Genomic DNA, 22,802 nt, shown 5'->3' on the forward strand with positions numbered 1-22,802 from the left:
GCCCCGTGGCCGATCCGGCTCGCCGGGGTGGTCCCGCCCGGTCACCCCGGCCGCCCGGGCGGGCCGTCTTGTGGACCTGGAGGGTCAGGTTGCGCCCGCGTCGTTGCCCACGCCCCGCCGCGCGGGCGGTACTGGGGGCGGCCCTCACGCCCAGTCCCCTGCACCCCTCAGCGAAAGGAGCGCATGGTGGGTTCCCATGCGGTGGCCGACCTGTCCACGGTCGGCTTGGCGGGAATCGCCCTCGCCGTGGTGCTCATCAGGATCGGACGCCGCGGCATCGGGCTGCGTCTGCTCCTGGGAGCGGTGGCCACGGCGTGGCTGATCGCGGTCGGAGGGGGGATGTGGAGCTTCAGCACGGCGCTGGCCGAACGGGCCCCCGCCGCCGCGGCGGCCGATCCCTGCACGTCGAGCGCCCCGGTCAGGACGTTCGACGTGTCCCTGATCAACATCCCGCTCTTCCTCAACCGCTTCGGTGACGTCGTCCCCGAAGGACGCATGTACGTCCTGGACGAGAACATCGCCGCCGTACGGTCCACGTTCAAGAAGGCCGCCGACCCGTTCGCCCAGCGTGACCTCGTCGAACCGCTCACCCTGCGGGTCAACAAGGGCGACTGCGTGGCCGTCAAGTTCACCAACAGGCTGCACGAGCCCGCCCCCGACCTGGAGTTCGACCCCGGCGAGTCGGTCTTCACGCTGCCGGGCGAGACACTCGTCGCCACCCCGGGCGCGGTCACCACGGCCAAGCGCCAGTTCGCCCCGTCCAAGTCGGCGCGCAAGGTGCAGTTCGACACCTCGAAGGCGCCGCACGCCTCGATGCACTTCGACGGGCTGACCTACGACGTGACCACCTCGGACGGCACGGCCGTCGGCAACAACGCGGCCTCCACGGCCGCGCCGGGCGCGTCGGTGGCCTACCGGCTGTTCGCCGGCGTGGAAGGGGAGTTCCAGTTCAAGGACGGCGCCGACATGAGCTCGCACCAGACCGGCGCGGGCAACTTCATCGGCTCGCACGCCTTCGGCGCCTTCGGCGCGATCATGGTGGAGCCGCCGGGCGCCTCCTGGATCGACTCCTCGACCGGTCAGCCGCTCAAGTCCGGCACCCGGGCCGTCATCCAGAACCCGAACGGCAAGGACTTCCGCGAGCAGGTCGTGTTCATGCACGACGAGGTGGAGGCGCAGCCGGGCATCCTGACGCGGCTGTGCCGCGACGAGGAAGGGGAGAGCGGGAGCTGTGTCGAGCCGACCGCGGCGGAGCTGGCCAAGCTGAAGGCCGGTACGCTGCCGGACCTGTCGGGCGGCGACGCCGACGCGCTCGTGCAGGGCGAGGTGCCCGTGAAGCTGGAGTGGTTCGCGTTCAACTACCGCGCCGAGCCGGGGTTCAACCGGGAGGAGGTGGGCTGCCCCGCCGCCACCCGGGCCGCGCAGGGGTTCAACGCCGCCGAGTGCATCGGCGAGGAGACGAGCCTGTCGTCCTGGCCGTTCGGCGATCCGGGCGGCGGCGACCTGGTCTTCCCGAGCTACCGGGGCGAGCCGACGCAGTTCCGGCTGATCCATCCGGCCGAGTTCGAGACGCACACGTTCCACCAGCACGTCAACCGGTGGCCGTTCGACCCCAAGGACGAGGGCGGCCTCGACGAGATCAGCAAGGCCACGCACCACATCGCGGTCACCAACGCGCTGGACGTGCAGGCGGTCAGCCCCGGCTCGCACTACTCGCTGATCATGGAGGGCGGCGCGGGCAGCGCCCACGACGGCAAGCCGGCGACCTTCGGCGACATCATCTTCCACTGCCACCTGTATCCGCACTTCGCCAACGGCATGTGGGGGCTGAACCGCACGTTCGACAAGCTCGAGGACGGCACCCGCCGCAACCCCGACACCACGCAGATCCCCCGGCTCATCCCGCTCGCCGACCATCCGGCGCCGCCGGCGCCCACGGCGGACGAGCCGGGATTCCCGCACTTCATCCCGGGCAAGTTCGGCTTCAAGGGGCCGAAGGCGCCGCTGTCGGTCGCCGAGCGGAAGACCGGCGCCGCGTTCCCGCCCACCGCGGCCGAGATCCGCGCCGCCGACGACCGCGGTCAGGTGCCCGGCGGATTCTTCCAGGACCCGTGCCCGGCCGCGCGCTCCGACGGCAAGCCGATCCCGGTCAAGACGTTCTACGTCTCGGCCATCCAGCTCAAACAGAGCTACACCGGCGGCGCCCTCGACTGGAACAACCCGCAGAGCCGCATCTACGTCGGTGGGACGACCTCGGCGGAACGGGACGCCAAGGTCACCGCGATCAGGAACGGCGAGAAGCCGGAGCCCTTCTCACCACTGCTCAACGTGGGTGACTGCGTCGTCTACCACCTGCGCAACGACCTGCCGGCCGATTTCGGCGGCACGGTGTTCGACCGCCGTCAGATCACCAACGAGGTCGGCATCCACCAGCACATGGTCCAGTTCGACGTGCTGTCCTCCGACGGCGCGGCCAACGGCTGGAACTACGACCAGGGCGCCGACGCTGCCGCCCCCAACAAGGAGTACACCTACAGGGACTTCGTCCACGCCGACACGGCGACGAACTCCTTCCACGACCACTTCTTCCCCAACGTGCACCAGGACAACGGCCTGTTCGGCGGGGCCACCATCCACCCGCCCGGCTGCACGTTCCACGACTCCGAGTCGGGCGCGCAGGTCAGCATCGGCACCATCGTCGACGTGCGGTGCACCCCCACGACCGACTACCACGGCAAGCCCACCGATGGGGAGTCCTACCGGAACTTCTCGCTCTTCATCGAGGACCACGTGCCGATGTTCAAATCCCCCGATGCGAGCGACCCCAACGACGACCGGTTCGTCACCCCGGAAGGCGTGCCGATCTTCCCGGCCAAGTTCCCCTCCAGCGCCGACGACCAGGGCGTGATGGGCATCAACTACCGTCTTGAGCCGTTCGAGCGCTCGCGTGCCTTCGACCCGGCGGGCATGTTCCGGGCGGAGAGCCTGCCTAACACCCCGATCCCCCGGGCGTACGAGGGCGACAAGGTCAAGTGGCGGCTGTTCCAGCTCTCGCAGGAGGAATCCCACGGGTTCAACCTGGACAGGTTCCGGTGGAGACACGAGCCCAACGACCCGCAGTCCCCCCTGGTGCAGGCGCAGCACATCGGCATGCTGGAGTACTTCGAGATGCGCCTGGACATGGGCTACGAGCTGCCCAGCCCGATGGATCCGTTCTTCGTACGCTCCTATCTCTACAACTACGGCGGCGCCGACGACTGGTTCCTTGGCACCTGGGGGATCCTGGAGGTGCGCGGCTGCAACGGCGCCCAGTCCTACACCGGCAGGCTCCAGCTCCTGCCCGGCAGCGACCCGCCGCCCTGCGCCAATCCCGGGCCGGTCCGGGCCGATGGGCAGGCGGCCAGGCTACCGGCGGTCGGCGAGAACAACCCCTGCCCGCAGGCCTCCGACGGCACGATCACGGCGCCGATCAAGAGGTACACCGTGGTCGCCTTCAACCATGACATCACCTACAACAAGGCCGGTGACCACGACCCGCGCGGCGCGATGTACGCGCTGGAGGAGGACGTCGCGGCCGTCAAGGCCGGCACCAGGAAGCCGGAGCCGCTGGTCATCCGGGCGAACGCCGGCGACTGCATCGAGATCACCCTGAAGAACCAGCTCGACCGGGCCAAGATGCAGCCCCACTGCTTCGAGGGGACGGAGCCCGGCCAGCTCGGCTTCCGCGACCCGTCCCAGGGCGGGTTCGCGCTGCCGGGGTGCCTGGACCAGCCGCCCAGGAACGAGCACAACGTGCCCGGCTTCAAACCGATGCCGGTCAGCGCGAAGGTCGGCCTGCGACCGGCCATGGTCGATTACCACGTCCAGGGCGCGGGGTCCAACGTCGGCTGGAACTCCCCGGACACGCTCGTGGACGTAGGCCAGTCGCGCCTGCTGCGCTGGTACGCGCCGGAGGAGGACGGCGCCACGGGTCTCGGGGTGCTCCAGGACTACGCCGACCCGCTCGGCCACGGCCACCACGGCCTCTTCGGCGGCCTGGTGATCGAGCCGAAGGGATCGACGTACAAGGACCCGAGGACCGGCGCCGACCTGAAGAGCGGCGTGGACGCCGTGATCGTGGACCCCAACGGCAAGGACTTCCGCGAGCACGTCATCCTCATGAACAGCGACCTGTCGCTGTTCCGCAAGGACACCAACGGCAACGTCGCCGACGACCAGCCGGTGCCCGACAACGTCGACCTGGCCCTCACCCCGAGCCGCGAGGCCGACGACCCCGAGGACCAGGGCGAGTTCGCGATCAACTACAGCAACGAGCCGTGGAGCCACCGGTACGCCGCCCACCAGGATCTGGCGAAGATCTTCTCCAGCACGGTGCACGGCGACCCGGCGACGCCGCTGTTCCGGGCCTACCCCAAGGACCCGGTACGGCTGCGAGTGGCGCAGGTGGTCGGTGACCCCCGCTCGACGGGCTTCGCCCTGCACGGGCACACCTGGCGCCGCTCCCCGGACGATCCGCAGTCGCAGATCGCGGCCTTCCAGGGCCAGTTCAACCCGGGCGTCGCCTACAACATCCACCTCGATCCCGCCGTGACGGGCGGCGCGGGCGGTCCCGGCGGCATCCCGGGCGACTACCTGTACCGCTCGGGCACGCTGGCCCGCCACCTCACGGGCGGGCAGTGGGGCATCCTCCGCGTTCTCGGCGCCAAGCAGCCGGACCTCATCGAGCTGCCGGACCATCCGTTCGGCACGGCACCCGGCAGGGCGGCGGAGGGGACGGCGGGCGCCGACGGCACGGCGGGTGCGAACGGCACCGCCGGGACCAACGGCACCGCCGGGGGGAACGGCATGGCGGATGCGGATGGTACGGCGAGTGCGGACGGTACGGCGAGTGCGGACGGTACGGCCACGCGATCGCGAGCAGAGTAGGAGCGCCCGATGGCGATGACGAAGACGACGAAGCGGGCCCGGCCCGCCAGGCCGGACCCGGCGGGGCAGACCCGCACCCGCGCGTTCCGCGTCGGCTTCCTGGTCGGCGCCGGTTCGGGGCTGACGGTGGCCACGCTGATCGCGGCGCTGGCGTTCGCCGTGACGGACCCGGTCCCCGCCGCCCCGCCCCCCACCGGCGCCGGCCCGAGTCCGGTCGCCTCCGCGCCGGCGGGCGTCCCGGCCGTGCACGTCGCCGCCCGCCACCTCGGTGATCTCAGGGTCAGGGTGGAGGCCCAGGTCAGCACCAGGACCTACGACCCGATCGGGCGCGCGAGCGTGGCCATGTACGCCGACATGGTCGCGATGCCGATGGCCCACCGCACGGGGCCGATCACGATGACCGAGGTGCCGGGGAAGACCGGGTGGTACGCGGCCGAGGTGGCGGTGCCGATGGTCGGCGAGTACGACATCCAGGTGACCGTGCGGCGCCCGATCCCCGGGGAGGCGCACGCCAGGGTGGAGGTGGGTACGGAGCGGGGCTGACCCGCACGCCGCTCCCGGCACGGGCCGTGCCGGGAGCGGCCCCATCCGGTGTCAGAGGAGGCCGGCCTTGGCCGCCGCCAGCAGCGCGCCCGCCCTGTCGGTGGCGTCGAGCTTGGTCAGGATCGGCTTGAGGTTGCGCTTCAGGGTCGACTGGCTGATCGCGAGCTGCCGGGCGATCTCGTCGTTGCGCATGCCCCGCGCGACCAGCCGCAGGATCCTCAGCTCGTGCGCGGTCAGTTCGGGCGCGGCCCCGCCGGGCTCGCGGAAGACCAGGCCGGAGGCGACCCCGTCCATCACGACGTCGCCGGCGCCGATCACCTTGAGCCCGCGTAACAGGCCCCGCGGATCGGCCTCGCCGGAGAAGAGCCCGCTCACCCCCAGCCGCATCACCTCCCGCGCGCCGCCGGGGTCGATGACGCCCACCACCAGCACGATCTTCACCGTCGGCACCGTCTCCCGCAGCCGCCGGACGACCTTGATCAGCATCGGGTGCAGCGAACGCACGTCGAGCAGCGCGATGTCCGGAACGCGCGCCTCCACCGCACGGCGGTACTCGTCGAGCCGGCGCACCACGGTGAGCACGCGCAGATCCGAGGAGATCTCCCGCAGGAGCCCCCCGAACGCCACTGCCTGAAGCAGCGATCCCTCCACCATGACGACGACACGGGTCAGCTCGTCATGCAATGCCCGTTCTCCACTCGTCTGCCCCCAAGACGATGATTCTGTACGGTCTGAAGTCGAGACTGACCCGGGAGAAGCCGTCCGTCAACCCCGCCTGTCACATCCCGATAAAGCCGGACATCTACCCTCATGTGAGATTTCCGGATCAGAAGGAAGACGACGTGGGAGCAGCCGAGCGGCGGCGCTTCGAGGAGCTCTACACGAAGCACTATCAGCAGCCGGACACGCCGTACCTCCACGAGGACAAGGTCAAGACCTTGGACCGGGACAACTGCGGGCGGCAGCGGACCTGTCACATCGGACTCAAGGTCGCCAAGGACTTCACCGGCGCCGCCGAGATTCTCCTGGGCCGCGCCGCCAAGCCCGGCGAGGAGATCAAGTGGGGCGGCCCGTTCGACACCCGCGGCGAGCCCATGCACTGCGTGCCCTACCGCAACAAGCACGTGAACGAGGTGCGCGCGCTGCTGCGCGAGCGCGGGCTGTCCATCGACACGTTCCAGTTCGGCGGGGAGACCAGGAAGTCGGTGCCCGACTCCATGTACGTGACGGGCGGTTACCTGAGCAAGGGCGGCATGGCCAGCCTCTTCGTCGACGACGAGCCGATGGCCGGGAAGAAGCTGGCGATCGCCGCCAGGAAGCTGGGCTGCGCGTGATCGGGCGCACCGGGCCACCTGCCCGTGGCCCCTCCGGCGCCCGGCCTCGGGGCGCCGACGGATAAGATCTACAATGTAAAGGCGGCCGGCTCGTCGAGGAAGACGCGCGCCGTCGGCGCGCAGTCCTCCAGCGACGGGACGGCCAGGGCCGGCGACCGCGTCCGCCTCAATCGCGATGTCCAGCGCTCCCGGCCGCCAGCGCCGCGCCCGTGATCAGCGGCCGGCAGCCGGCGGTGGTCAGGATGAACGGCCGTCCGGCCGGATCGGACAGGCGCACGGCCGTCCGGTCAGGTCGGACAGGCGCACGGCCGTCCTGGCGGCGAGCGGGTCGCCGGCCGGCGGCACGCCGGCCATGTCGTGCGTGCTGAGGTACGCGGTGTGCAGGCCGGCGGACACCTTCCAGGAGGTGCGGTACGCCGGGCGGTTCGCCGCGGAGATGCCGAACACGCGGCTGGTGCGCATCCGGGGGCGGGTCACATCCCCATGGAGAACGACCCGCAGGGGGCGGCCGCGGCGCCGGCCGGGTTCTTCCGTGACCGAGAACAGGTTTTCCGATGCGGTCACATTGGTTTGACCTGTGCGGGGGAGCCGGGTTACGGTCGCGTGCATGGCAGGCCGATGCGGTCACATTGGATTGATGGCGTTGCTGCCGCTCGCCGGGGTACGACGGGTGGTGCCGTTCGCGGTGCTCGCGGCGGGTGCGGCGGTGCTGGGCCCGCTCAGCACCGTCCCGCTCGGCCTGCTGACCTCCGGCGGCGGGCTCGCTCCGCTGGCCGGGTTGCTGGGGGTGCTGCTCGCGCAGGAGCTCTGCACGGCGTTGCGCGAACCGGCCGGAGCCGCGGTGGCCCGCCGCATCGACGGGGTACTGCGGGAGCGCGTCCGAGCCGCGACGGTCGCCATGCCGCTGGAGCGCCTGGAGAGCCCTCAGGTGCAGGCCGACGTGCGGCTGGCGCTCCACGGGCACCGGGGCCGGACGGCGGGGTCGGCGGCGGTGGCCGCGGCGGGCGAGCTGGGCCGGCTGGCCTCGGCGGCGCTGGGCGCGGTCGTCCTGTCGGTGCACGTGTGGTGGCTGGGAGGTGCCGCGCTCGTGCTCGCGCTGGCCCAGAACCGGCGCATCGAGGCCATGCTGGTCGGTCCCGGAGGGGTGGAGTCGCTGGTCGACAGCCCGGATCAGGCGCGGCGCCGGCGGCGGGCCGACTACCTGGCCGGGGTGGCGGGCGGGCCAGGTGGCGCCGCCAAGGAGATCCGCGTCTTCGGGCTGGAGTCGTTCTTCGTCGGACGTTACGTGGCGGCGATGCGCGCCTACCTCGCCCCGCAGGCACGCGGGCGGCGGGCCGTGGTGCGGGGGTACGGATGGGTGCTGGGGACGCAGGCGGTCGCCGCGTGCGGCACGTTCGCCGTGCTGGGCCGGCAGGCCGGGGAGGGGTGGCTGGAGGCGGGGGCGCTGGCGCAGTGCGTGGTGGCCGCCCTGCTGGTCTTCGCGTACGGGGCGGGCGGCCACCAGATGTTCGACATCGCCCACGCCGCCGAGCCGTTCCGCGCCGTCACCCGCCTCCTGGATCCTGTGCCCGCTCCGCCGCCCCCCGAGCGCGGCGGCATCGAGCTCACCGGCGTGACCTTCGCCTACCCCCACGCCGCCGGTCCCGTCCTGGACGGCCTGGACCTGCGGGTGCGGCCGGGGGAGCGGCTGGCGATCGTCGGCCGCAACGGCGCCGGCAAGACCACCCTGGCCAAGCTGCTCACCGGCCTCTACACCCCGCGGCTCGGCACCGCCACCACGGGCCCGGCAGCCGTGGTGTTCCAGGACTTCGTGCGTTACCCGCTCCCGCTGCGCGACAACATCCGCCTCGGGGACCCGGCGTTCGAGGGGACGGACGCCGACGTGCTCGCGGCGCTGGAGGCGGTCGACGCCCTCGATCTGCTGGACGTCCTTCCTGACGGTCTCGGCACGCCGCTGTCGCGCGCCTTCACCGGCGGCCGCGACCTGTCGGGCGGTCAGTGGCAGAAGGTGGCCCTGGCGCGGGCCGTGTACGCCATGAACGCGGGCCGTCACCGCGCCCTGATCGTGGACGAGCCCACCGCCCACCTGGACGCCCGCGCCGAGCGGGAGGTCTTCGAACGGCTCCTGGACGGCACCCGGGGGCGCACCCTGGTGCTCATCTCGCATCGCTTCGCCACGGTCCGGCGGGCCGACCGGATCGTGGTCCTGGAGGGCGGCGCGATCATCGAGCAGGGCAGCCACATCGAGCTGATGAGCGCCGGCGGGCACTACGCGCGCTGGTACCGCCTCCAGGCGGACCTGATCGCCAGGGACGACCGATGACCGGCGCCCCGGAGGGCGCGCGGCGGCCCGCCGATCCGGCCCGGGAGCCCGCAGGAGGGCGCCCCACCACGTGGGGCACCCTGCGTACCTTGCTGCTCCTGGCCTGGCGGACGGACCCGCGGGCCGGGCTCGTCCTGGCCGCGTTCCTCCTGTCGGGCGCGGTCAGCCACGGCCTGGTGGGCGTGTTCCTGCGGGAGCTGACCGACACCGCCACCGTCGGCCGTCCGGTCCAGGCGGCGCTGTGGGCGCTGGCGGCGGGAGGCGCGGTGGCGGCGGGCGTCGCGCTGGGGCGGGCCGAGCTGGCCCTGATGCAGGAGCTGGCCGAGCGGATGGGCGTGGCCGTCCAGGAGGAGATCCTCACGCTCACCTCCGGCGTCCCCACGGTCGAGCACCTGGAGCGCCCGGCCTACCTCGACCGGTTGCAGACCCTGCGCGAGGAGAGCATGCAGCTCTACTTCGCGGTGTGGGCGCTGGCCCTGGTGGTGGAGCACGCGGTGCAGATCGGGCTGGGCGTGGTGCTGATGGCCGCCGTGCATCCGCTGCTGCCGCTCGTGCTCGGGGGCGCCGTCCTGCCGTCGCTGCTCGTACGGGGCCGCGCCGCCCGCCATCTCGACGCCGCCGCCGAACGCACCGCCGAGACCACCCGGCTGGAGCAACAGCTTTCGGAGACGGTCACGGGCGCGGAGCCCGCCAAGGAGGTCCGCCTCAGCGCAGCCGCGTCCGCCCTGGACGGGATGGCCGTCCGGTGCTGGGAGGAGGTGTCGGCCGTCCAGGCGCGGGCCGGGATCCGGGCGGGGCTGCTCACCTTCGCCGGCTCGGCCACGTTCCTGGCCGGGTACGTCGGCGCGCTCGGCCACACCGCCTGGCTGGCGCGGCAGGGGGCGGCCACGGCGGGGGACATCGTGCTGGTGGCCACGGTCGGCGTGCAGTTCGTCACGCAGGCGTCGCGGCTCGCGTTCCACGTCGGCTCGGTCGCGGCGGGCCTGCGCGCCGCCGCCCGCCTGGCCTGGCTCCGCGACTACGCCGGCCTGGCCGGGCCTCGCGGCTGCGCCCGCCCGTCTGTCCCGCACGAGAGCACCAGGCAGCCCCCGCCCGGCCGGAGCGCCGATCACCGATCGCGCCCCCACACCCCGCCGGAGCGGCTCACCGGCGGCATCACCCTGCACCAGGTGTCCTTCACCTACCCCGGCACCAGCCGCCAGGTCCTGCACGATCTCGACCTGCACCTGCCCGCGGGCGCCACGGTCGCCCTGGTCGGATCGCACGGCTCGGGCAAGACCACCCTGGCCAAGCTCCTGTGCGCCCTCTACCGCCCCGACCGGGGCGAGATCCTGGCGGACGGCGTCCCCCTCCACGTCCTGACACCCCGGGCGTGGCGGCAGCGCATCAGCGCCGTCTTCCAGGACCTGGCGCGCTTCGAGCTGACCGCCGCCGAGACGGTCGGCGTGGGCGACCTGCCTCGCCTCGGCGACCGGCGCGCCGTGGCGGCGGCCCTGGCCCGCGCGGGCGCCACCGGCCTGGTCGCGGCCCTCCCAGACGGCCTGTCCACCGAGCTGGGCGACACCTTCGAGCGCGGCCACCGCCTGTCGGGCGGGCAGTGGCAGCAGCTCGCCCTGGCGCGCGCCTCGATGCGCCGCTCCCCGCTCCTCCTCGTCCTGGACGAGCCGACGGCCTCGCTCGACGCGCCGGCGGAGAGCGCCGTCTTCGCCCGCTACGCCGAGGCCGCCCGCCGTCACCCCGGCGCCGTCACCCTCCTGATCACCCACCGCTTCCCCACGGTGCGGACGGCGGACCTGATCGTCGTCCTCGACGCCGGCCGCGTCGTCCAGCAGGGCACCCACGCCGACCTCGTCGCCCGTCCCGGCCCGTACGCCGACCTGTACACCATCCAGCGCGACGCGTTCACCACCTGAGCAGCCGCCCATAGCGGCCACCTGAGCGGCCGCCCAGAGCGGCCATCTGAGCGGGCGTCAGAGCGGCCGTCCGGATGGTCGTCAGGCGGGCGGCTTGTGGCGCTGGTAGTGGCGGGCGACGCGGACCCGGTTCCCGCAGCGCGCGGCCGAGCACCAGCGGCGGCGCGGATGGGCGGGCAGGAACACCATCACGCAGTCGTCCGCCTCGCACTCGCGCACCCTGGTGACGGCCGGATCGGCCAGCAGCTCGGCGGCGGCCTCGGCCAGCCACGCCGCCAGCCGCTCCCCGGCCGAGCCGGCGACCCGGCGGCGGGCCGCGGTGACGGCCTGGCCGTTCCAGGACAGCTCGGTGACGGCGGGCGCGGCGCGCTGGGCGCGGTTGAGCGCCCCGAGATCGGCCGCCAGGGGCTCATCGCCGCGCCGGGCCCGGTCGAGGGCACGGGCGAGGTGCTCGCGGACCCGCCGCACGGCGACCACGTCGGCCTCGGTCAGGACCTCAGGCAGGGGGAGCCGGTCGGCCTGGAGCCGTAGCCAGGCCCGCAGCTCCGCGGGCGTGGTCAGCAGATCACCGCCGGCCGTCCGGGTATTGACCAGGTCCAGAGCCAGCGGCTCCCCGGTCAGCGGGCCGAGCTCACTCATGCATCTAATGGTATATCCGCCTATTGACCCATTAGACGCCCGCCCGCTATACCTAATGCATCAACTGCGCCAGAAGGAATTAGAGATGCTTGCCTCGATCGCCCGCGTCAGCCACCGCCACCTCGACGTCGACGGCGTCCGCGTCTTCTACCGCGAGTCGCACCCCGACCGCGCCGACGCCCCCGTGCTGCTGCTCCTGCACGGTTTCCCGTCCGCCTCGCACCAGTTCCGCCGCCTCATGGACACCCTCGGCGCCCGCTATAGGCTGATCGCCCCGGACTATCCCGGCTTCGGCCACACGCAGGCGCCGCCCGGCTTCACCTACACCTTCGACCGGCTCGCCGACGTCACCGAAGGGTTCGTGCGGCGGCTCGGTCTGACACGCTTCGTGATGTACGTGTTCGACTTCGGCGCGCCGGTCGGCTTCCGCCTGGCCGAGCGGCACCCGGAGTGGATCGCGGGGCTCGTGGTCCAGAACGGCAACGCCTACCGCGAGGGCCTGTCCGACGCGGCCCGCGACTTCGTCGCGCTGCGCCCCGAAACACCGGGCGCCGAGCGGACGATCCGCGACCTGCTCACCCTGGACGGCACCCGCGGTCAGTACGAGACCGGCGTCCCCGACCCCGCCGTGATCGCCCCGGACGGCTGGACGCTCGACCAGCACTTCCTCGACCTGCCGGGGCGCAAGGAGGCCCAGGTGGCGCTGGCCTTCGACTACCACTCCAACGTGGCGCGGTACGAGATCTGGCAGGCGTGGCTGCGCGCCCACACCCCGCCCACGCTCATCACGTGGGGCCGCGACGACCCGTTCTTCCCCGAGCCCGGCGCCCGCGCCTACCTGCGGGATGTGCCCGGCGCCGAGCTCCACCTGTTCCCCACCGGGCACTTCGCGCTGGAGACGCACCTGGCGGAGATCGCGCCGCTCATCGCCGCCTTCCTCGACCGGACGTGGGGCCGGCCGTCCGATTCGCGTGGCTGAACGGCCCGTCAGCCCAGGTCGTCCAGGCTGACCTCCCTGACGGAACCGTCGGGCCGGTAGGTGAACATCCTGGGCTCGCCCATCCGTGCCACGACGGCCTCGAACTCCGCGCGCCGCTCCTCCGGCGTCGGCCCGTCCGGGTCGATGACGGTGAAGCCGAGCAGTTCCACGGCCTCCGCGTCCACGTCGCCGGGCTCGACCGAGCCTTCGACGGTGAAGCCGAGCAGCTCGCGCAGCGCGTCCTCGCCCAGCTCCAGCGGGTGGAACGGCAGCGGGTACGGGCCCTCGTCCGGCCGGCCGGGCGTGGGCGGGACCGGATGTTCGCCGTTCCAGTAGGGCAGCTCGAACGGGTACGGCTCGCCGATGTCCTCGATGACGCCGTTGCCCGGGGAGAGGCTGAGCGAGCGGACGAGGCGGCCGTCCTCCCAGACGGCGAAGGCGACCCAGTCGACGACGCTGTGCATGGCGTGCAGCACGAGCCGGCGGCCCTTGCCCGCCTCGACGAGGTGGGCGGGGAACCGCGACGGATTGTCGATCATGAAGTGCGCGCAGCAGATGAGCTCGGCGCCGGGGAAGCTGGTGGCGTAGGCGATGACGCCGGTCTTGGCTCCCATGCGGGCTCCCGGGGGTGAGGGAAGCGGATGAAGAGGCAAGGTAGCGAGCCGGTCCGACAGAACCCCGGAACGCGACGAGCGCGCGTCCCCTCGGTGGGGACGCGCGCTCGTCGCGTCACATGGAAGGCAAAGAGCGATCTCTCGGCCTGGAACGTTCCGTCAGGAGGCGTACTGCGGGTAGCCGTAGCCGACGACCTGCGACTTCGGACGGATGCGCTCCTCGACCCGGCCGTTGCCGGTGTTGCCCTCGATCGTCGAGATGGTGCCGTTCTGGTTGTCCTTCACGACGAACCCGACGTGCTGGATGTCGCTCAGGCTCTTGCCACCGTCCCACGCGAAGAACACGACGGCGCCGGGCTTGGCGACGGTGCCCCAGCGGTTGTTGGCGGCGAACCACTTGGCGTGGGCGACGGTGTAGGCGTCCCAGCCGACCTGCGGGCGGGCGCCGGTCTGCTCGCCGACCCAGGAGACGAACATCGAGCACCAGGCGGCGTTCAGGTACGCGGCGCGGTTGCCGCCGTCGCGGGCGACGGTCTCGGCGGCGCGCTGGGAGCTGGCGTACCACTGCTGGAACTTGGTGCCGCCGCCGGCGGCGTTCTCCGAGGTGCCGACCTGGGCCTTGGCCATGGCCAGGACCTGGGCGGCAGTGACGTTGATCTTGGTCTCGGCACGGTCGTCCGCCGCGCCGGCCTTGTGGGCGGCGATGGCGGTGTCCGGGTGCCTGGCGGCGGTGGCCGCGGCGACCCCCGTGGCGGTGTCGGCGTTGGCCGTCATGGCGTTGACGCCGAGGGCCGAGGCGATGACGGTGGCGCCGAGGGCGGCGCGGGCGATGTTGCTCTTCGAGACAGCGGTAATACGGTGCTTGGCCATCGAGGGAGGTGCTCCTTGCTTCCATGCCGCTTACCGGGTTAGCTGACGGGCTCGGGCGTGGAAGCTGCCCTACGGCACCGGAGTGCCGATTCGCCCCAAAGACATGGGTCCCCGGTTCCGCCCTGAGGCGGATTCAGCGGTCGCAGGACGATCCTGCGATGTGTCGTGCGATGGTCTGACATAGCCGGACAAACCGGGCGTATGCCTCAAGATGCCCCATAAGGTAATACATGAGGCAAGAGGATTACAAATCCATAAAAGCCCAGCTAGGCAAACTGCCTGCGAGCGTCGGCCAGAAGCCCCAGCATGGCAAGGGATTCGTCAAGAGGCATGATCGAGGATTCGGTCCTGCCTTCGGCCGTGGCGGCGCGGACTTCGCGAAGCTCTCCGGCGTATCCGTTGTCCGCCGGATCGAGCACATGCTCTTCCGGCTCCATGGAGGGCCCGGTGAGAACGATCCGCTGCGGAGCCCAGAACGGCGCCTGGAGGTCCGCCCGCATCCGAGTACCTACAACACAGGCCGTGTTCGGGTAATTCCCGAGCAATGAGGTCGCCACGAGAGCGTGTCTGCCGCCGGGGTAGAGCAATACGCCGGCCGCCTCCGCATCCACCCCGCTCGGGGCCAGGGAGCCCGTGATGCGCAGGTCAGCGGGCATGCCCAGGAGGAGCTGGGCCAGCCCGAACGGGTAGATCCCCAGGTCGAGCAGGGCCCCGCCGCCCAGCTCCGGCGCCCACAGCCGGTGGGCCGGGTCGTAGGGCGCCGCGAAGCCGAACGATGCCTGCACCGAGCGCAGCTCGCCGAAGCGGGGATCGCCCGCGATGCGCTGGACCAGCGGGTTGAACCGCATCCACATGGCTTCCATGAGGAAGACGCCCGCCTCGCGCGCCAGGCGCACCATCTTCTCCGCGTCGTCCACGGTGGCCGCCAGCGGCTTCTCGCAGAGCACGGCTTTACCTGCGGCGATGGCCAGCTCGGCGACCTGCAGGTGCTGCGCGTGCGGGGTCGCCACGTAGATCGCGTCCACCCCCGGGTCGGCGCACAGCTGCTCGTAGGAGCCGTACGCCGACTCGGCCTCCAGCGTGGCGGCCAGGGCCTGCGCCCTGGCCAGGCTCCGCGATCCGACGGCGGCCACCCGCATGCCGGGCTCGGCCGCGATGGCGGCCCCGACCGTACGCGCGATGCCGCCGGTCGCCGCAATTCCCCAAGTGAAATCTCGCACGCGGAGATGTTATAGGGGAGGTAAAGGAAGGGTTATGGGGGGATATGTCATTAATGGCGTGATGCCACAAATGTCACGCCAGTCACTTACGTCATGTTGAACGTGTCGGGGTCCGGCCCGAGCCGCTGCCCCTTGTTCAGGGCGCCGATGGCCGACATGTCCTCGGTGTCGAGGATGAAATCGAACACGCCGATGTTCTCCTTGATCCGCGCGGGCGTGACGGACTTCGGGATCACCACGTTCCCGAGCTGCAGATGCCAGCGCAGCACGATCTGCGCGGGGGTCCTGCCGTACTTCTCCGACAGCACCGCCAGCGCCGGGTCCGACAGCAGCCCCTTGCCCTGCCCCAGCGGGCTCCAGGCCTCGGTCAGGATGCCGTTGGCCTCGTGGAAGGCCCGCATCTGGCGCTGCTGCAGGTACGGGTGGAGCTCGATCTGGTTGATGGAGGGCGTGATGCCGGTCTCGTCCATGAGCCGGGTGAGCGTGTCCACCGTGAAGTTGGAGACCCCGATGGCCCTGACCCGGCCGTCACGGTAGATCTTCTCCATCGCCTTCCACGCCTGCACGTACCTGTCCTGCTGCGGCACCGGCCAGTGGATCAGGAAGAGGTCTATGTGGTCCAGGCCCAGCCTGGCCAGGCTCTCGTCGAAGGCGGCCTCGGCGCGGCCGTGGTCGCCGTTCCACAGCTTCGTGGTCACGAACACCTTCTCGCGCGGCAGCCCGCTCCCGCGCACGGCCCGCCCCACGCCCTCCTCGTTGCCGTAGGCGGCGGCGGTGTCGACGTGCCGGTAGCCGGCCTGGAGTGCGGTGGCGACCGCCTGCTCGGCCTCCTCGGCCGGGACCTGCCAGACGCCGTACCCGAGTTGCGGGATCTGCACGCCGTCGGTGTTGAGCATGAGCGAATTCATACCCTCCATTGTTCACGCCGCGTTTCTGGGGGCTTAAGGCGGTGGGGCTAGCTTGAAGCGGTCGTTAACGCGCCATCACCCCGCTGGGAGGGCAACGAGTGGTCGAACAGGCGTCGGCCTGGGTGGAGTCCCCGCTCCAGATGCTGTGCGCCGTCGAGGCCCACCACGCCGGGCTTCTCGGCCCCGAGACGGCTGTCGTGCCCCGGGCAGGGCTGCGGCCGCTGAAGGCCACGCGCCGCGAGCTGCGCTCCCTGGGGCTGCCCGACGGGCTGGTGCTGGCCGAGCCGCGCGAGCGCATGCCCAGGCGCGTGCAGGCCGTCGGGGACGCCTTCTCCGGCAAGGTGCAGCTGCGCTGGCTCACCTCCATGCCGGGCCGCATCGTCATCGTCGACGACGGGCTGGCCACGCTGCGGCTGCTCGAACTGCTCGCGGCGGGCCCGTACCGGCCGCTGCTGCGCGCCCGCGCCAACCGCACCAGGCTGCGCGCCGCGCTCGGCCTGGCGGCGGCGCTGCGGCTGCGCCTGAGCAAGGTGTCCGTCTTCACCGCCCTGAGCGTGGACGACAAGCTGGAGGCGGCCGTCCGCCGGGCGGGCGTCGACCTCGTCCGCCACGACTTCGCCTGGCTGCGGGCCCAGCCGCCCAGCGCCGAGGGCCCCGCCGAGCGCACGGTCGTGCTCGGCACCTCCCTGGTACGCAACGGCCTCGTGCACCGCGACCACTACCTGCGCTGGCTGACCGACCTGGCCGCGCGCGAGCCGCTGGCCTACTACCCGCACCGCCGCGAGGACCCCGTGGACGTCGCCCTGATCCGGGAGCGCCCCGGCATCACCGTCCACGACGCCGGCGCGCCCGCCGAGCTGACGCTGCGCGGCCTGGACCCGGGCCAGCGCGTGCTCAGCCTTCCCTCGACCGCGATCACCTCGCTGCGGGTGCTGCTGAGCCCGCGCGGCGTCGCCGTCGAGCCCGTGGACGTTCCCGATGACTGGTGGACCAGCAGGGCGGCCCCCGCCCTGCGATCGCATTTGACCGGAGTGTCCAGTTGAAAGTGTTGGCGGTCGCCGACTCCGACTCGTATCTGAAATGGGCGGCCTGCCTGCTCGGTGACCTGCCTGCGGGCTGCGTGACGGAGCTGGTCGTGGTGCGCACGCCGATCGCCCCCTCGCCGGAGCAGATCGCCGCGGCGGTCAACGGCCGGGCGGGCGCCCCGCCGCCCGTGCTGTCCGCGCGGTCCGTGCGGCGGCTGGCCGAGCGGACCCGGCCCGACGCGATCGTCGTGGCCTGCACGGGCCCCGTGGTGGACGTGCTGGTGGCCGAGGTGCTGAACGACCTGCGGCCGCGGCCGGTGTTCGTCAGCGGCCTGCCCGGCATCTCGGTGCCGGCGACGGAGAAGGCATGGTTGTTCCGCAGCGGCTGCGACCTGTTCGTGGTGCACAGCGAGCGGGAGGTGGCCGAGTTCTCCGAGATCGCCTCCAGGCTCGGCGGGGGAGGGGCGGTGGGCCTGGCCCGGCTGCCGTTCCTGCGGCCCGAGCTGACCGCGCGGGGCGGCAACCGGGTGGTGTTCGCCACGCAGGCCAAGGTGCCGCGAGGGCGGGAGGAGCGCGAGCGCATCCTGCTGTCGCTGGCCGAGCTGGCCGCGCGCCGCCCCGACCTCGACGTGGTGGTCAAGCTGCGCGCGCTGGAGGACGAGCGGCAGACCCACAACGAGCGTTTCCACTACCAGCGGCTGTGGCGGGAGCTGGGAGAGCCGGGGCGGCTGGCGTTCGAGGCCGGTTCGATGCAGGATCAGCTCCAGCGGGCGGCCGGGTTCGTGACGGTGAGCTCGACGGCGGCGCTGGAGGCCATCGCGATGGGCGTGCCGTCGCTGGTGCTGCGCGACTTCGGCGTCAGCGCCGAGATGATCAACCTGGTGTTCGAGGGCAGCGACCTGCTGGGCACGCTGGAGGAGCTGGCGGCGGGCGAGTTCCGCGAGGCCTCCGGGGCCTGGTGCGCGGCCAACTACTTCCACCCGGCCGCGCGCAACGACTGGGCGGGGCTGCTGAGCGGGCTGGTCGTCTCCCGGCCGCGCGTGCCCGCCAAGTCGCTGCTCGACGGGCCGGAACACGCGGCGGGACGGCGCCGGGCCCGGCTCCGCGTGGAGGTGCCGCCCAAGATGTTGCGGGTGGGCTACCGGGCCAAGCGCCGCATGCGCCGCTACCTCAGATCGCTGACCTGATCTTCCTGCGGATCCTGGTGAACGCGCTGGGCTTGCCTCCCGAGACGAAGCCCAGCGTCTCCAGGCGCTTGCGCTTGAAGTAGCGCGGGTCGAAGTCGATGCTGTCCGGCCGCAGGCCGGGGTAGGTCTCGGCCTGCATGCAGTACCCGACGGAACGCACGAGCGCCTGCAGGTCCGTGACCGGCGGGCGCTCGACGTGCCCCTCGGGCGACAGCCTGGGGAGCATGGCGTCGACGATGGTGGCCGGGATGCGGTTGCTGTTCTCGTACGGGGCCAGCCGCTCCAGCACCAGGTCCGTGCCGTACGAGGCCACCTGCAGCCCGAAGTAGCGCTGCGCGGTCACCAGCCCCGTGGAGAAGCAGCCCACCACCAGCTCGGGCCGCAGCGCCGCGAAGCACACCTCGGCGGGCACGCTCTCCCCGGCCACCGACAGCCGCACCCCCAAGGGCGCGGCGGCGGCGCGCAGGAGCTGGGCGTGCCGGCGGCCGGCGGCCGGGTGCGGCTTGAACACCACGTCGGTGCAGCCGCGGGCGACCAGGGCCCTGAGCATGGTCTCGTGCAGCCCGGCCTCCTCCTCCGGCGTGAGCAGCTCCAGCGCCGACAGGTACTGGCCGAGGATGATCGCCTGCCCGGCCATCATGTCGGGCGCGGTGGCGGTGACCTCGTGCACGATCGACAGGAACCGCTCGTCGGGCAGGATCTCGGGGGTGACGCCGTACTCGCTGAGCAGCAGCGGCTTCAGCCCCGGCACCAGGTCGAGGTGGATCAGCCGCTCGATGCGGCGGAAGATCTCCGCGGGCAGCGGGTCGCGGGTCGGGCCGTAGCTCATCAGCCCGTCGGAGTAGACCGAGATCGGGCAGTCGCGCACCAGGCCCGCGATCGTGCGCGCCGGAGGCACCGCGATCGACTCCAGCACCAGCTCCTCGACCCCGTCCAGCTGCCAGTGGGAGCGGATGAGGCGCTCCATCATCGGCACCTCGATGACGCGGGCCCGCCAGTCGGAGGGGTGCAGCGGCGCGATCAGCTCGTTCCACGAGTGCACCTCCTCGAAGCGGGAGCGCAGGGCGGCGAAGCCGGGCGTCCTGTCCAGCGGGGTCGCCACCTCGGGGATGGCCGCGTTGTTCGAGACGATCAGGACGCGGCGGCCGTCGCCGAAGCGGCCCTCGTCGATGGCGGCCGCCAGCGACATCGCCCCGAACAGCGTCGAGGCGTAGAAGACCTTCACCTTTAGGACTCCTCCCGGTCGCGGCGGACCCGGACGTGCGGGCTGGGGGGCAGGTCGGGCACCAGGGCCCGCAGGGTGGTCTCGCGTTCGACGGACATCCGCGACACCGACTCGGCCACCAGCTCCGGCGGCAACGCCCGCACCATCTGCGCGCCCCGCTCCTCGAAGCGGGCGCGCAGCGCCGGCGTGAGCCGGTCGCCGATCTCCAGGTGGTGGGCGAGCAGCGCGCAGAAGTTCCGTGCGGCCTTGGGCAGGAACTCCGGCTCCAGGTCCTTGAAGACCAGCTCGAACGCGTCGAAGAAGTGGAGCTGGCGCTCGTCGCCCACCTGGGTCAGCGACCCCGACACCATGCGCCGGTAGAACACCCCGGCCAGCGACGCCACCGCGAACGTGGCGGCCTCCCTGTGCAGCCGCCAGATCCACGGCCGGTCCTCGGCGGTGTGCAGGGAGCCGGGGAAGTGCAGCAGGTCGCCCAGGGAACGCCTGTAGACGCCGGCCCAGGCGTACGGGTAGTCCACCATGGTCCGCACCTCGGCCGGCAGGATGGCGTCGCGGGGGACCAGCACCGTGCCCCTCGGCGCGGACAGCGGGGCCCGGTGCACGACCCGTTTGCGGCCCTCCACCTGCACGTGGTCGACGCGCACGAAGTCGCAGCCGAGCCCGTCGATCGCCTCGACGAGCCGCGCCAGGTAGCCGGGGGCCAGCCAGTCGTCGCCGTCCATGAACGTGACGTACCGGCCGGTCGCGGCCGACAGGCCCGCGTTGCGCGCGTCCGCCAGCCCCACCGGAGCGGGGTTGCGGATCACGACCAGCCCGGGCAGCTCACCGATGAAGTCGTCGATGATGTCGCCCGTGGCGTCCACGGACCCGTCGTTCACGATGATGAACTCGAAGTCGCCCCGCGCGTTGCGGGACAGCGAGGTGAGCGCGTCGGCGATGAAGCGCTCGCCGTCCCGGATGGGCACGACGACCGAGAGCGTGATCAATGTTGTCGTTTCTTCCTGATGGGTACGGTCAGACGGTCACCCGGCGAAGGCGGGCCTTCGGAGCCTCCTCACCGGGGAAGACCCGCTTGACGCCGTCGCCCAGGGCCTGCTCGATGATGCGGATGTCGCGGACGAGGTGCTCCAGCCCCGACGGCTCCAGCGAGGCGGCGTGGTCGGAGCCCCACATGGTGCGGTCGAGGGTGATGTGCCGCTCCACGCACACGGCGCCGAGCGTGACCGCGGCCAGCGAGATCTGCAGGCCGCGCTCGTGGCCGGAGTAGCCGACGGGGACGCCGTACCGCTCCTGGAGCGTGGTGATCGTCCGCAGGTTCGCCTCCTCGGGCGGCAGCGGGTACGTGGACGTGGCGTGCATCATGATCAGCTTGTCGGTGCCGAGGATCTCCACGGCGGCGTCGATCTCCGACAGCGTCGACATGCCCGTCGACAGGATGACCGGCTTGCCGGTGGCGGCCAGGGCGCGCAGCAGCTCGTGGTCGGCCACGCTGGCCGAGGCCACCTTGTGCACCAGGACGTCCATCTCCTCCAGGAACTCCACCGACGGCACGTCCCACGGCGAGGCGAACCAGTGCAGCCCGCGCTCGTCGCAGTACTTGGCGATCTGCGTGTACTCGTCGTGGCCGAACTCGGTGCGCTCCTTGTACTCCAGGTACGTCATCTCGCCCCACGGCGTCTGCCGGATCTGGCCCTTCTGCTCCTCGGGCACGCAGATCGCGGGGGTGCGCTTCTGGAACTTGACCGCCTGGCAGCCCGCCTCGGCGGCCACGTCGATGAGCTGCCTGGCCAGGTCGAGGTCGCCGTTGTGGTTGATGCCGATCTCGCCGATGACGTACACCGGCTCGCCGTCGCCGACCAGCACGTCGCCGATCGCCACCGGGGCGAACTGCGGCCTGGTGCGCACCTGCACGGGAGCCGGCTCGGGCGCCGGACGGGCGGCCACGACGCGGTCGCACAGCTCGCGCACCGCGCCGGACCCGCCGGCGGTGGTCAGCACCACGCGGGCGGCGGCGCGCACCCGCGGGTGCGCCTCGGGGGTGGCGATGGGCCAGCCGACCTCGCCCATCGGGCCCAGGTCGTTGACGTCGTTGCCGACGTAGGCGACGCGGGCCGGGTCCAGGCCCTCGATGCGCAGCCAGTCGCGCAGCACGGTGCGCTTGTCGGCCAGGCCCTGCAGCACGGGCACGCCGAGCTTGCGGGCGCGGGCGGCCACCACCGGGTTCTGCTCGGTGGACATGATCAGCACCTTCACGCCGGAACGCTTCAGCAGCGAGACGCCCATCCCGTCGGAGCGGCTGACCAGCACCATCTCGCGGCCGTCGGAGTCGACGTAGGCGCGGTCGTCGGTGTGCACGCCGTCGAAGTCGGTGATGACGGCGTCCACGTCGATCGGCTCGGGCTGGTCGATGAACGGGGCGAGCGCTCGCACGAGCTCCAGGTCCTCCGGGTTGTCGATCTCGATGGCGTGCTGGGTGGGCACCGGCTGGACGGCGATCTCGCCGAAGAAGCGGTGGCCGTGCTCGCGCAGGCCCGCGGTGCGCATGACGTAGAAGGCGCCGTTCTCGCGGAACTCCGGCGCGCGGTCCTGCCGGCGTTGCCTGACGGCCGGGTCGTGGTTGACGCCGGCGCCCGTGGCCGTCCAGAGGAACTCGTGCGTGGGCAGCCCGGACACGACCGAGTCGGCCTCGCCGTCGAGCACCTTGCGCACCGCCGCGGACAGGTCATCGGGGTCGATGAACGCGCTGGTGGCCTGCACCAGCACGACGATCTCCGGGTCCTCGCCGAGGGCGTCGAGCGCGTGCAGCACCGCCGACTCGCTGGAGGCGGTCGCGCCGCTCAGCTCCGCCGGGCGCTCCACCACGATCGCGCCCGCCTCCCTGGCGGTCTCGGCGATCCCGTCGTGGTCGGTACTGACCACGACCTGGTCCACCAGCTCGGCGCGCAGGCAGGCCCGCACCGCCCGGGTGACCAACGGGACGCCCCCGACCAGGGCGAGGTTCTTCAGGGGTACGCCCGCCGAACCTCCGCGGGCGGGAACAACGGCCAGGACTCGCAAGGTGTCTCCTCAGTGCATCGGATTGCACCCAGAAGCTAG

The 22,802-nt window shown here is 72.1% G+C and carries 18 protein-coding genes and 1 riboswitch; of the genes, 8 read left to right on the forward strand and 10 right to left on the reverse strand.

Annotated features, from left to right (window positions below; translation table 11 throughout):
* The first annotated feature begins 183 nt into the window (after nucleotides 1-183).
* Together AB0I79_RS04155 and AB0I79_RS04160 are read left to right on the forward strand one after the other, a co-directional pair.
* Nucleotides 184-4,926, forward strand: a complete 4,743-nt coding sequence (locus AB0I79_RS04155) for a hypothetical protein (protein WP_357866583.1) — start codon at nucleotides 184-186, stop codon at nucleotides 4,924-4,926.
* A 9-nt stretch (nucleotides 4,927-4,935) separates the two neighbouring features.
* Nucleotides 4,936-5,469, forward strand: coding sequence for a hypothetical protein (locus tag AB0I79_RS04160; RefSeq protein ID WP_357866586.1), 534 nt, complete (start codon nucleotides 4,936-4,938; stop codon nucleotides 5,467-5,469).
* A gap of 51 nt (nucleotides 5,470-5,520) precedes the next feature.
* Here AB0I79_RS04160 and AB0I79_RS04165 read toward each other — a convergent pair whose 3' ends face one another.
* Nucleotides 5,521-6,153, reverse strand: a complete 633-nt coding sequence (locus tag AB0I79_RS04165; protein ID WP_357866589.1) for a response regulator transcription factor — start codon at nucleotides 6,151-6,153, stop codon at nucleotides 5,521-5,523.
* Between the two features lie 158 nt (nucleotides 6,154-6,311).
* Here AB0I79_RS04165 and AB0I79_RS04170 point away from each other — a divergent pair, with 158 nt between their 5' ends.
* Nucleotides 6,312-6,803, forward strand: coding sequence for a hypothetical protein (locus AB0I79_RS04170; RefSeq protein ID WP_357866592.1), 492 nt, complete (start codon nucleotides 6,312-6,314; stop codon nucleotides 6,801-6,803).
* Nucleotides 6,804-7,040: 237 nt separating this feature from the next.
* On the opposite strand, the gene AB0I79_RS04175 is transcribed toward AB0I79_RS04170, so the two are convergent.
* Complete coding sequence (locus tag AB0I79_RS04175) at nucleotides 7,041-7,265, reverse strand: hypothetical protein (protein ID WP_357866594.1); 225 nt, start codon at nucleotides 7,263-7,265, stop codon at nucleotides 7,041-7,043.
* Nucleotides 7,266-7,440: 175 nt separating this feature from the next.
* On the opposite strand from AB0I79_RS04175, the gene AB0I79_RS04180 reads away from it, so the two are divergent.
* Both AB0I79_RS04180 and AB0I79_RS04185 read left to right on the forward strand, forming a co-directional pair.
* A complete protein-coding gene (locus AB0I79_RS04180) occupies nucleotides 7,441-9,126 on the forward strand; it encodes an ABC transporter ATP-binding protein (RefSeq protein ID WP_357866596.1) in 1,686 nt (561 codons plus the stop codon).
* Nucleotides 9,123-11,039, forward strand: a complete 1,917-nt coding sequence (locus AB0I79_RS04185; RefSeq protein ID WP_357866598.1) for an ABC transporter ATP-binding protein — start codon at nucleotides 9,123-9,125, stop codon at nucleotides 11,037-11,039. The genes AB0I79_RS04180 and AB0I79_RS04185 overlap by 4 nt, the downstream gene beginning before the upstream one ends.
* Nucleotides 11,040-11,120: 81 nt before the next feature.
* Here AB0I79_RS04185 and AB0I79_RS04190 read toward each other — a convergent pair whose 3' ends face one another.
* Nucleotides 11,121-11,678, reverse strand: a complete 558-nt coding sequence (locus tag AB0I79_RS04190) for a CGNR zinc finger domain-containing protein (RefSeq protein ID WP_357866601.1) — start codon at nucleotides 11,676-11,678, stop codon at nucleotides 11,121-11,123.
* Nucleotides 11,679-11,763: 85 nt separating this feature from the next.
* On the opposite strand from AB0I79_RS04190, the gene AB0I79_RS04195 reads away from it, so the two are divergent.
* A complete protein-coding gene (locus AB0I79_RS04195; RefSeq protein ID WP_357866603.1) occupies nucleotides 11,764-12,657 on the forward strand; it encodes an alpha/beta hydrolase in 894 nt (297 codons plus the stop codon).
* 8 nt (nucleotides 12,658-12,665) lie between these two features.
* On the opposite strand, the gene AB0I79_RS04200 is transcribed toward AB0I79_RS04195, so the two are convergent.
* From AB0I79_RS04200 to AB0I79_RS04215, 4 genes are all read right to left on the reverse strand, one after another.
* On the reverse strand, nucleotides 12,666-13,271 hold the full coding sequence (locus tag AB0I79_RS04200; protein ID WP_357866605.1) for a hypothetical protein: 606 nt from the start codon (nucleotides 13,269-13,271) through the stop codon (nucleotides 12,666-12,668).
* A 159-nt stretch (nucleotides 13,272-13,430) separates the two neighbouring features.
* Nucleotides 13,431-14,141 (reverse strand): CHAP domain-containing protein, encoded by a 711-nt coding sequence (locus AB0I79_RS04205; protein WP_357866608.1) that lies wholly within the window; start codon nucleotides 14,139-14,141, stop codon nucleotides 13,431-13,433.
* A gap of 12 nt (nucleotides 14,142-14,153) precedes the next feature.
* A riboswitch (cyclic di-AMP (ydaO/yuaA leader) is annotated at nucleotides 14,154-14,290 on the reverse strand.
* A 117-nt stretch (nucleotides 14,291-14,407) separates the two neighbouring features.
* A complete protein-coding gene (locus AB0I79_RS04210; RefSeq protein ID WP_357866610.1) occupies nucleotides 14,408-15,361 on the reverse strand; it encodes a Gfo/Idh/MocA family oxidoreductase in 954 nt (317 codons plus the stop codon).
* An 86-nt stretch (nucleotides 15,362-15,447) separates the two neighbouring features.
* Nucleotides 15,448-16,269, reverse strand: coding sequence for an aldo/keto reductase (locus tag AB0I79_RS04215; RefSeq protein ID WP_357866613.1), 822 nt, complete (start codon nucleotides 16,267-16,269; stop codon nucleotides 15,448-15,450).
* 98 nt (nucleotides 16,270-16,367) lie between these two features.
* Here AB0I79_RS04215 and AB0I79_RS04220 point away from each other — a divergent pair, with 98 nt between their 5' ends.
* Together AB0I79_RS04220 and AB0I79_RS04225 are read left to right on the forward strand one after the other, a co-directional pair.
* Entirely contained in the window at nucleotides 16,368-17,312 is a 945-nt protein-coding gene (locus tag AB0I79_RS04220) for a hypothetical protein (protein ID WP_357866615.1), read from the forward strand.
* Nucleotides 17,313-17,314: 2 nt separating this feature from the next.
* Entirely contained in the window at nucleotides 17,315-18,481 is a 1,167-nt protein-coding gene (locus tag AB0I79_RS04225; RefSeq protein WP_357867072.1) for a DUF6716 putative glycosyltransferase, read from the forward strand.
* On the opposite strand, the gene AB0I79_RS04230 is transcribed toward AB0I79_RS04225, so the two are convergent.
* Genes AB0I79_RS04230 through AB0I79_RS04240 form a run of 3 tightly spaced genes read right to left on the reverse strand, consistent with a single transcriptional unit; the run spans nucleotide 18,465 to nucleotide 22,763 of the window.
* Complete coding sequence (locus AB0I79_RS04230) at nucleotides 18,465-19,706, reverse strand: polysialyltransferase family glycosyltransferase (RefSeq protein ID WP_357866618.1); 1,242 nt, start codon at nucleotides 19,704-19,706, stop codon at nucleotides 18,465-18,467. The genes AB0I79_RS04225 and AB0I79_RS04230 overlap by 17 nt on opposite strands.
* A 2-nt stretch (nucleotides 19,707-19,708) precedes the next feature.
* Entirely contained in the window at nucleotides 19,709-20,692 is a 984-nt protein-coding gene (locus tag AB0I79_RS04235; protein ID WP_357866620.1) for a glycosyltransferase family 2 protein, read from the reverse strand.
* Nucleotides 20,693-20,720: 28 nt separating this feature from the next.
* Nucleotides 20,721-22,763 (reverse strand): N-acetylneuraminate synthase family protein, encoded by a 2,043-nt coding sequence (locus tag AB0I79_RS04240; RefSeq protein ID WP_357866623.1) that lies wholly within the window; start codon nucleotides 22,761-22,763, stop codon nucleotides 20,721-20,723.
* Nucleotides 22,764-22,802 lie beyond the last annotated feature (39 nt).

Origin of the sequence: Nonomuraea sp. NPDC050202 (assembly GCF_040656115.1) — a bacterium.
Lineage (GTDB): Bacteria > Actinomycetota > Actinomycetes > Streptosporangiales > Streptosporangiaceae > Nonomuraea.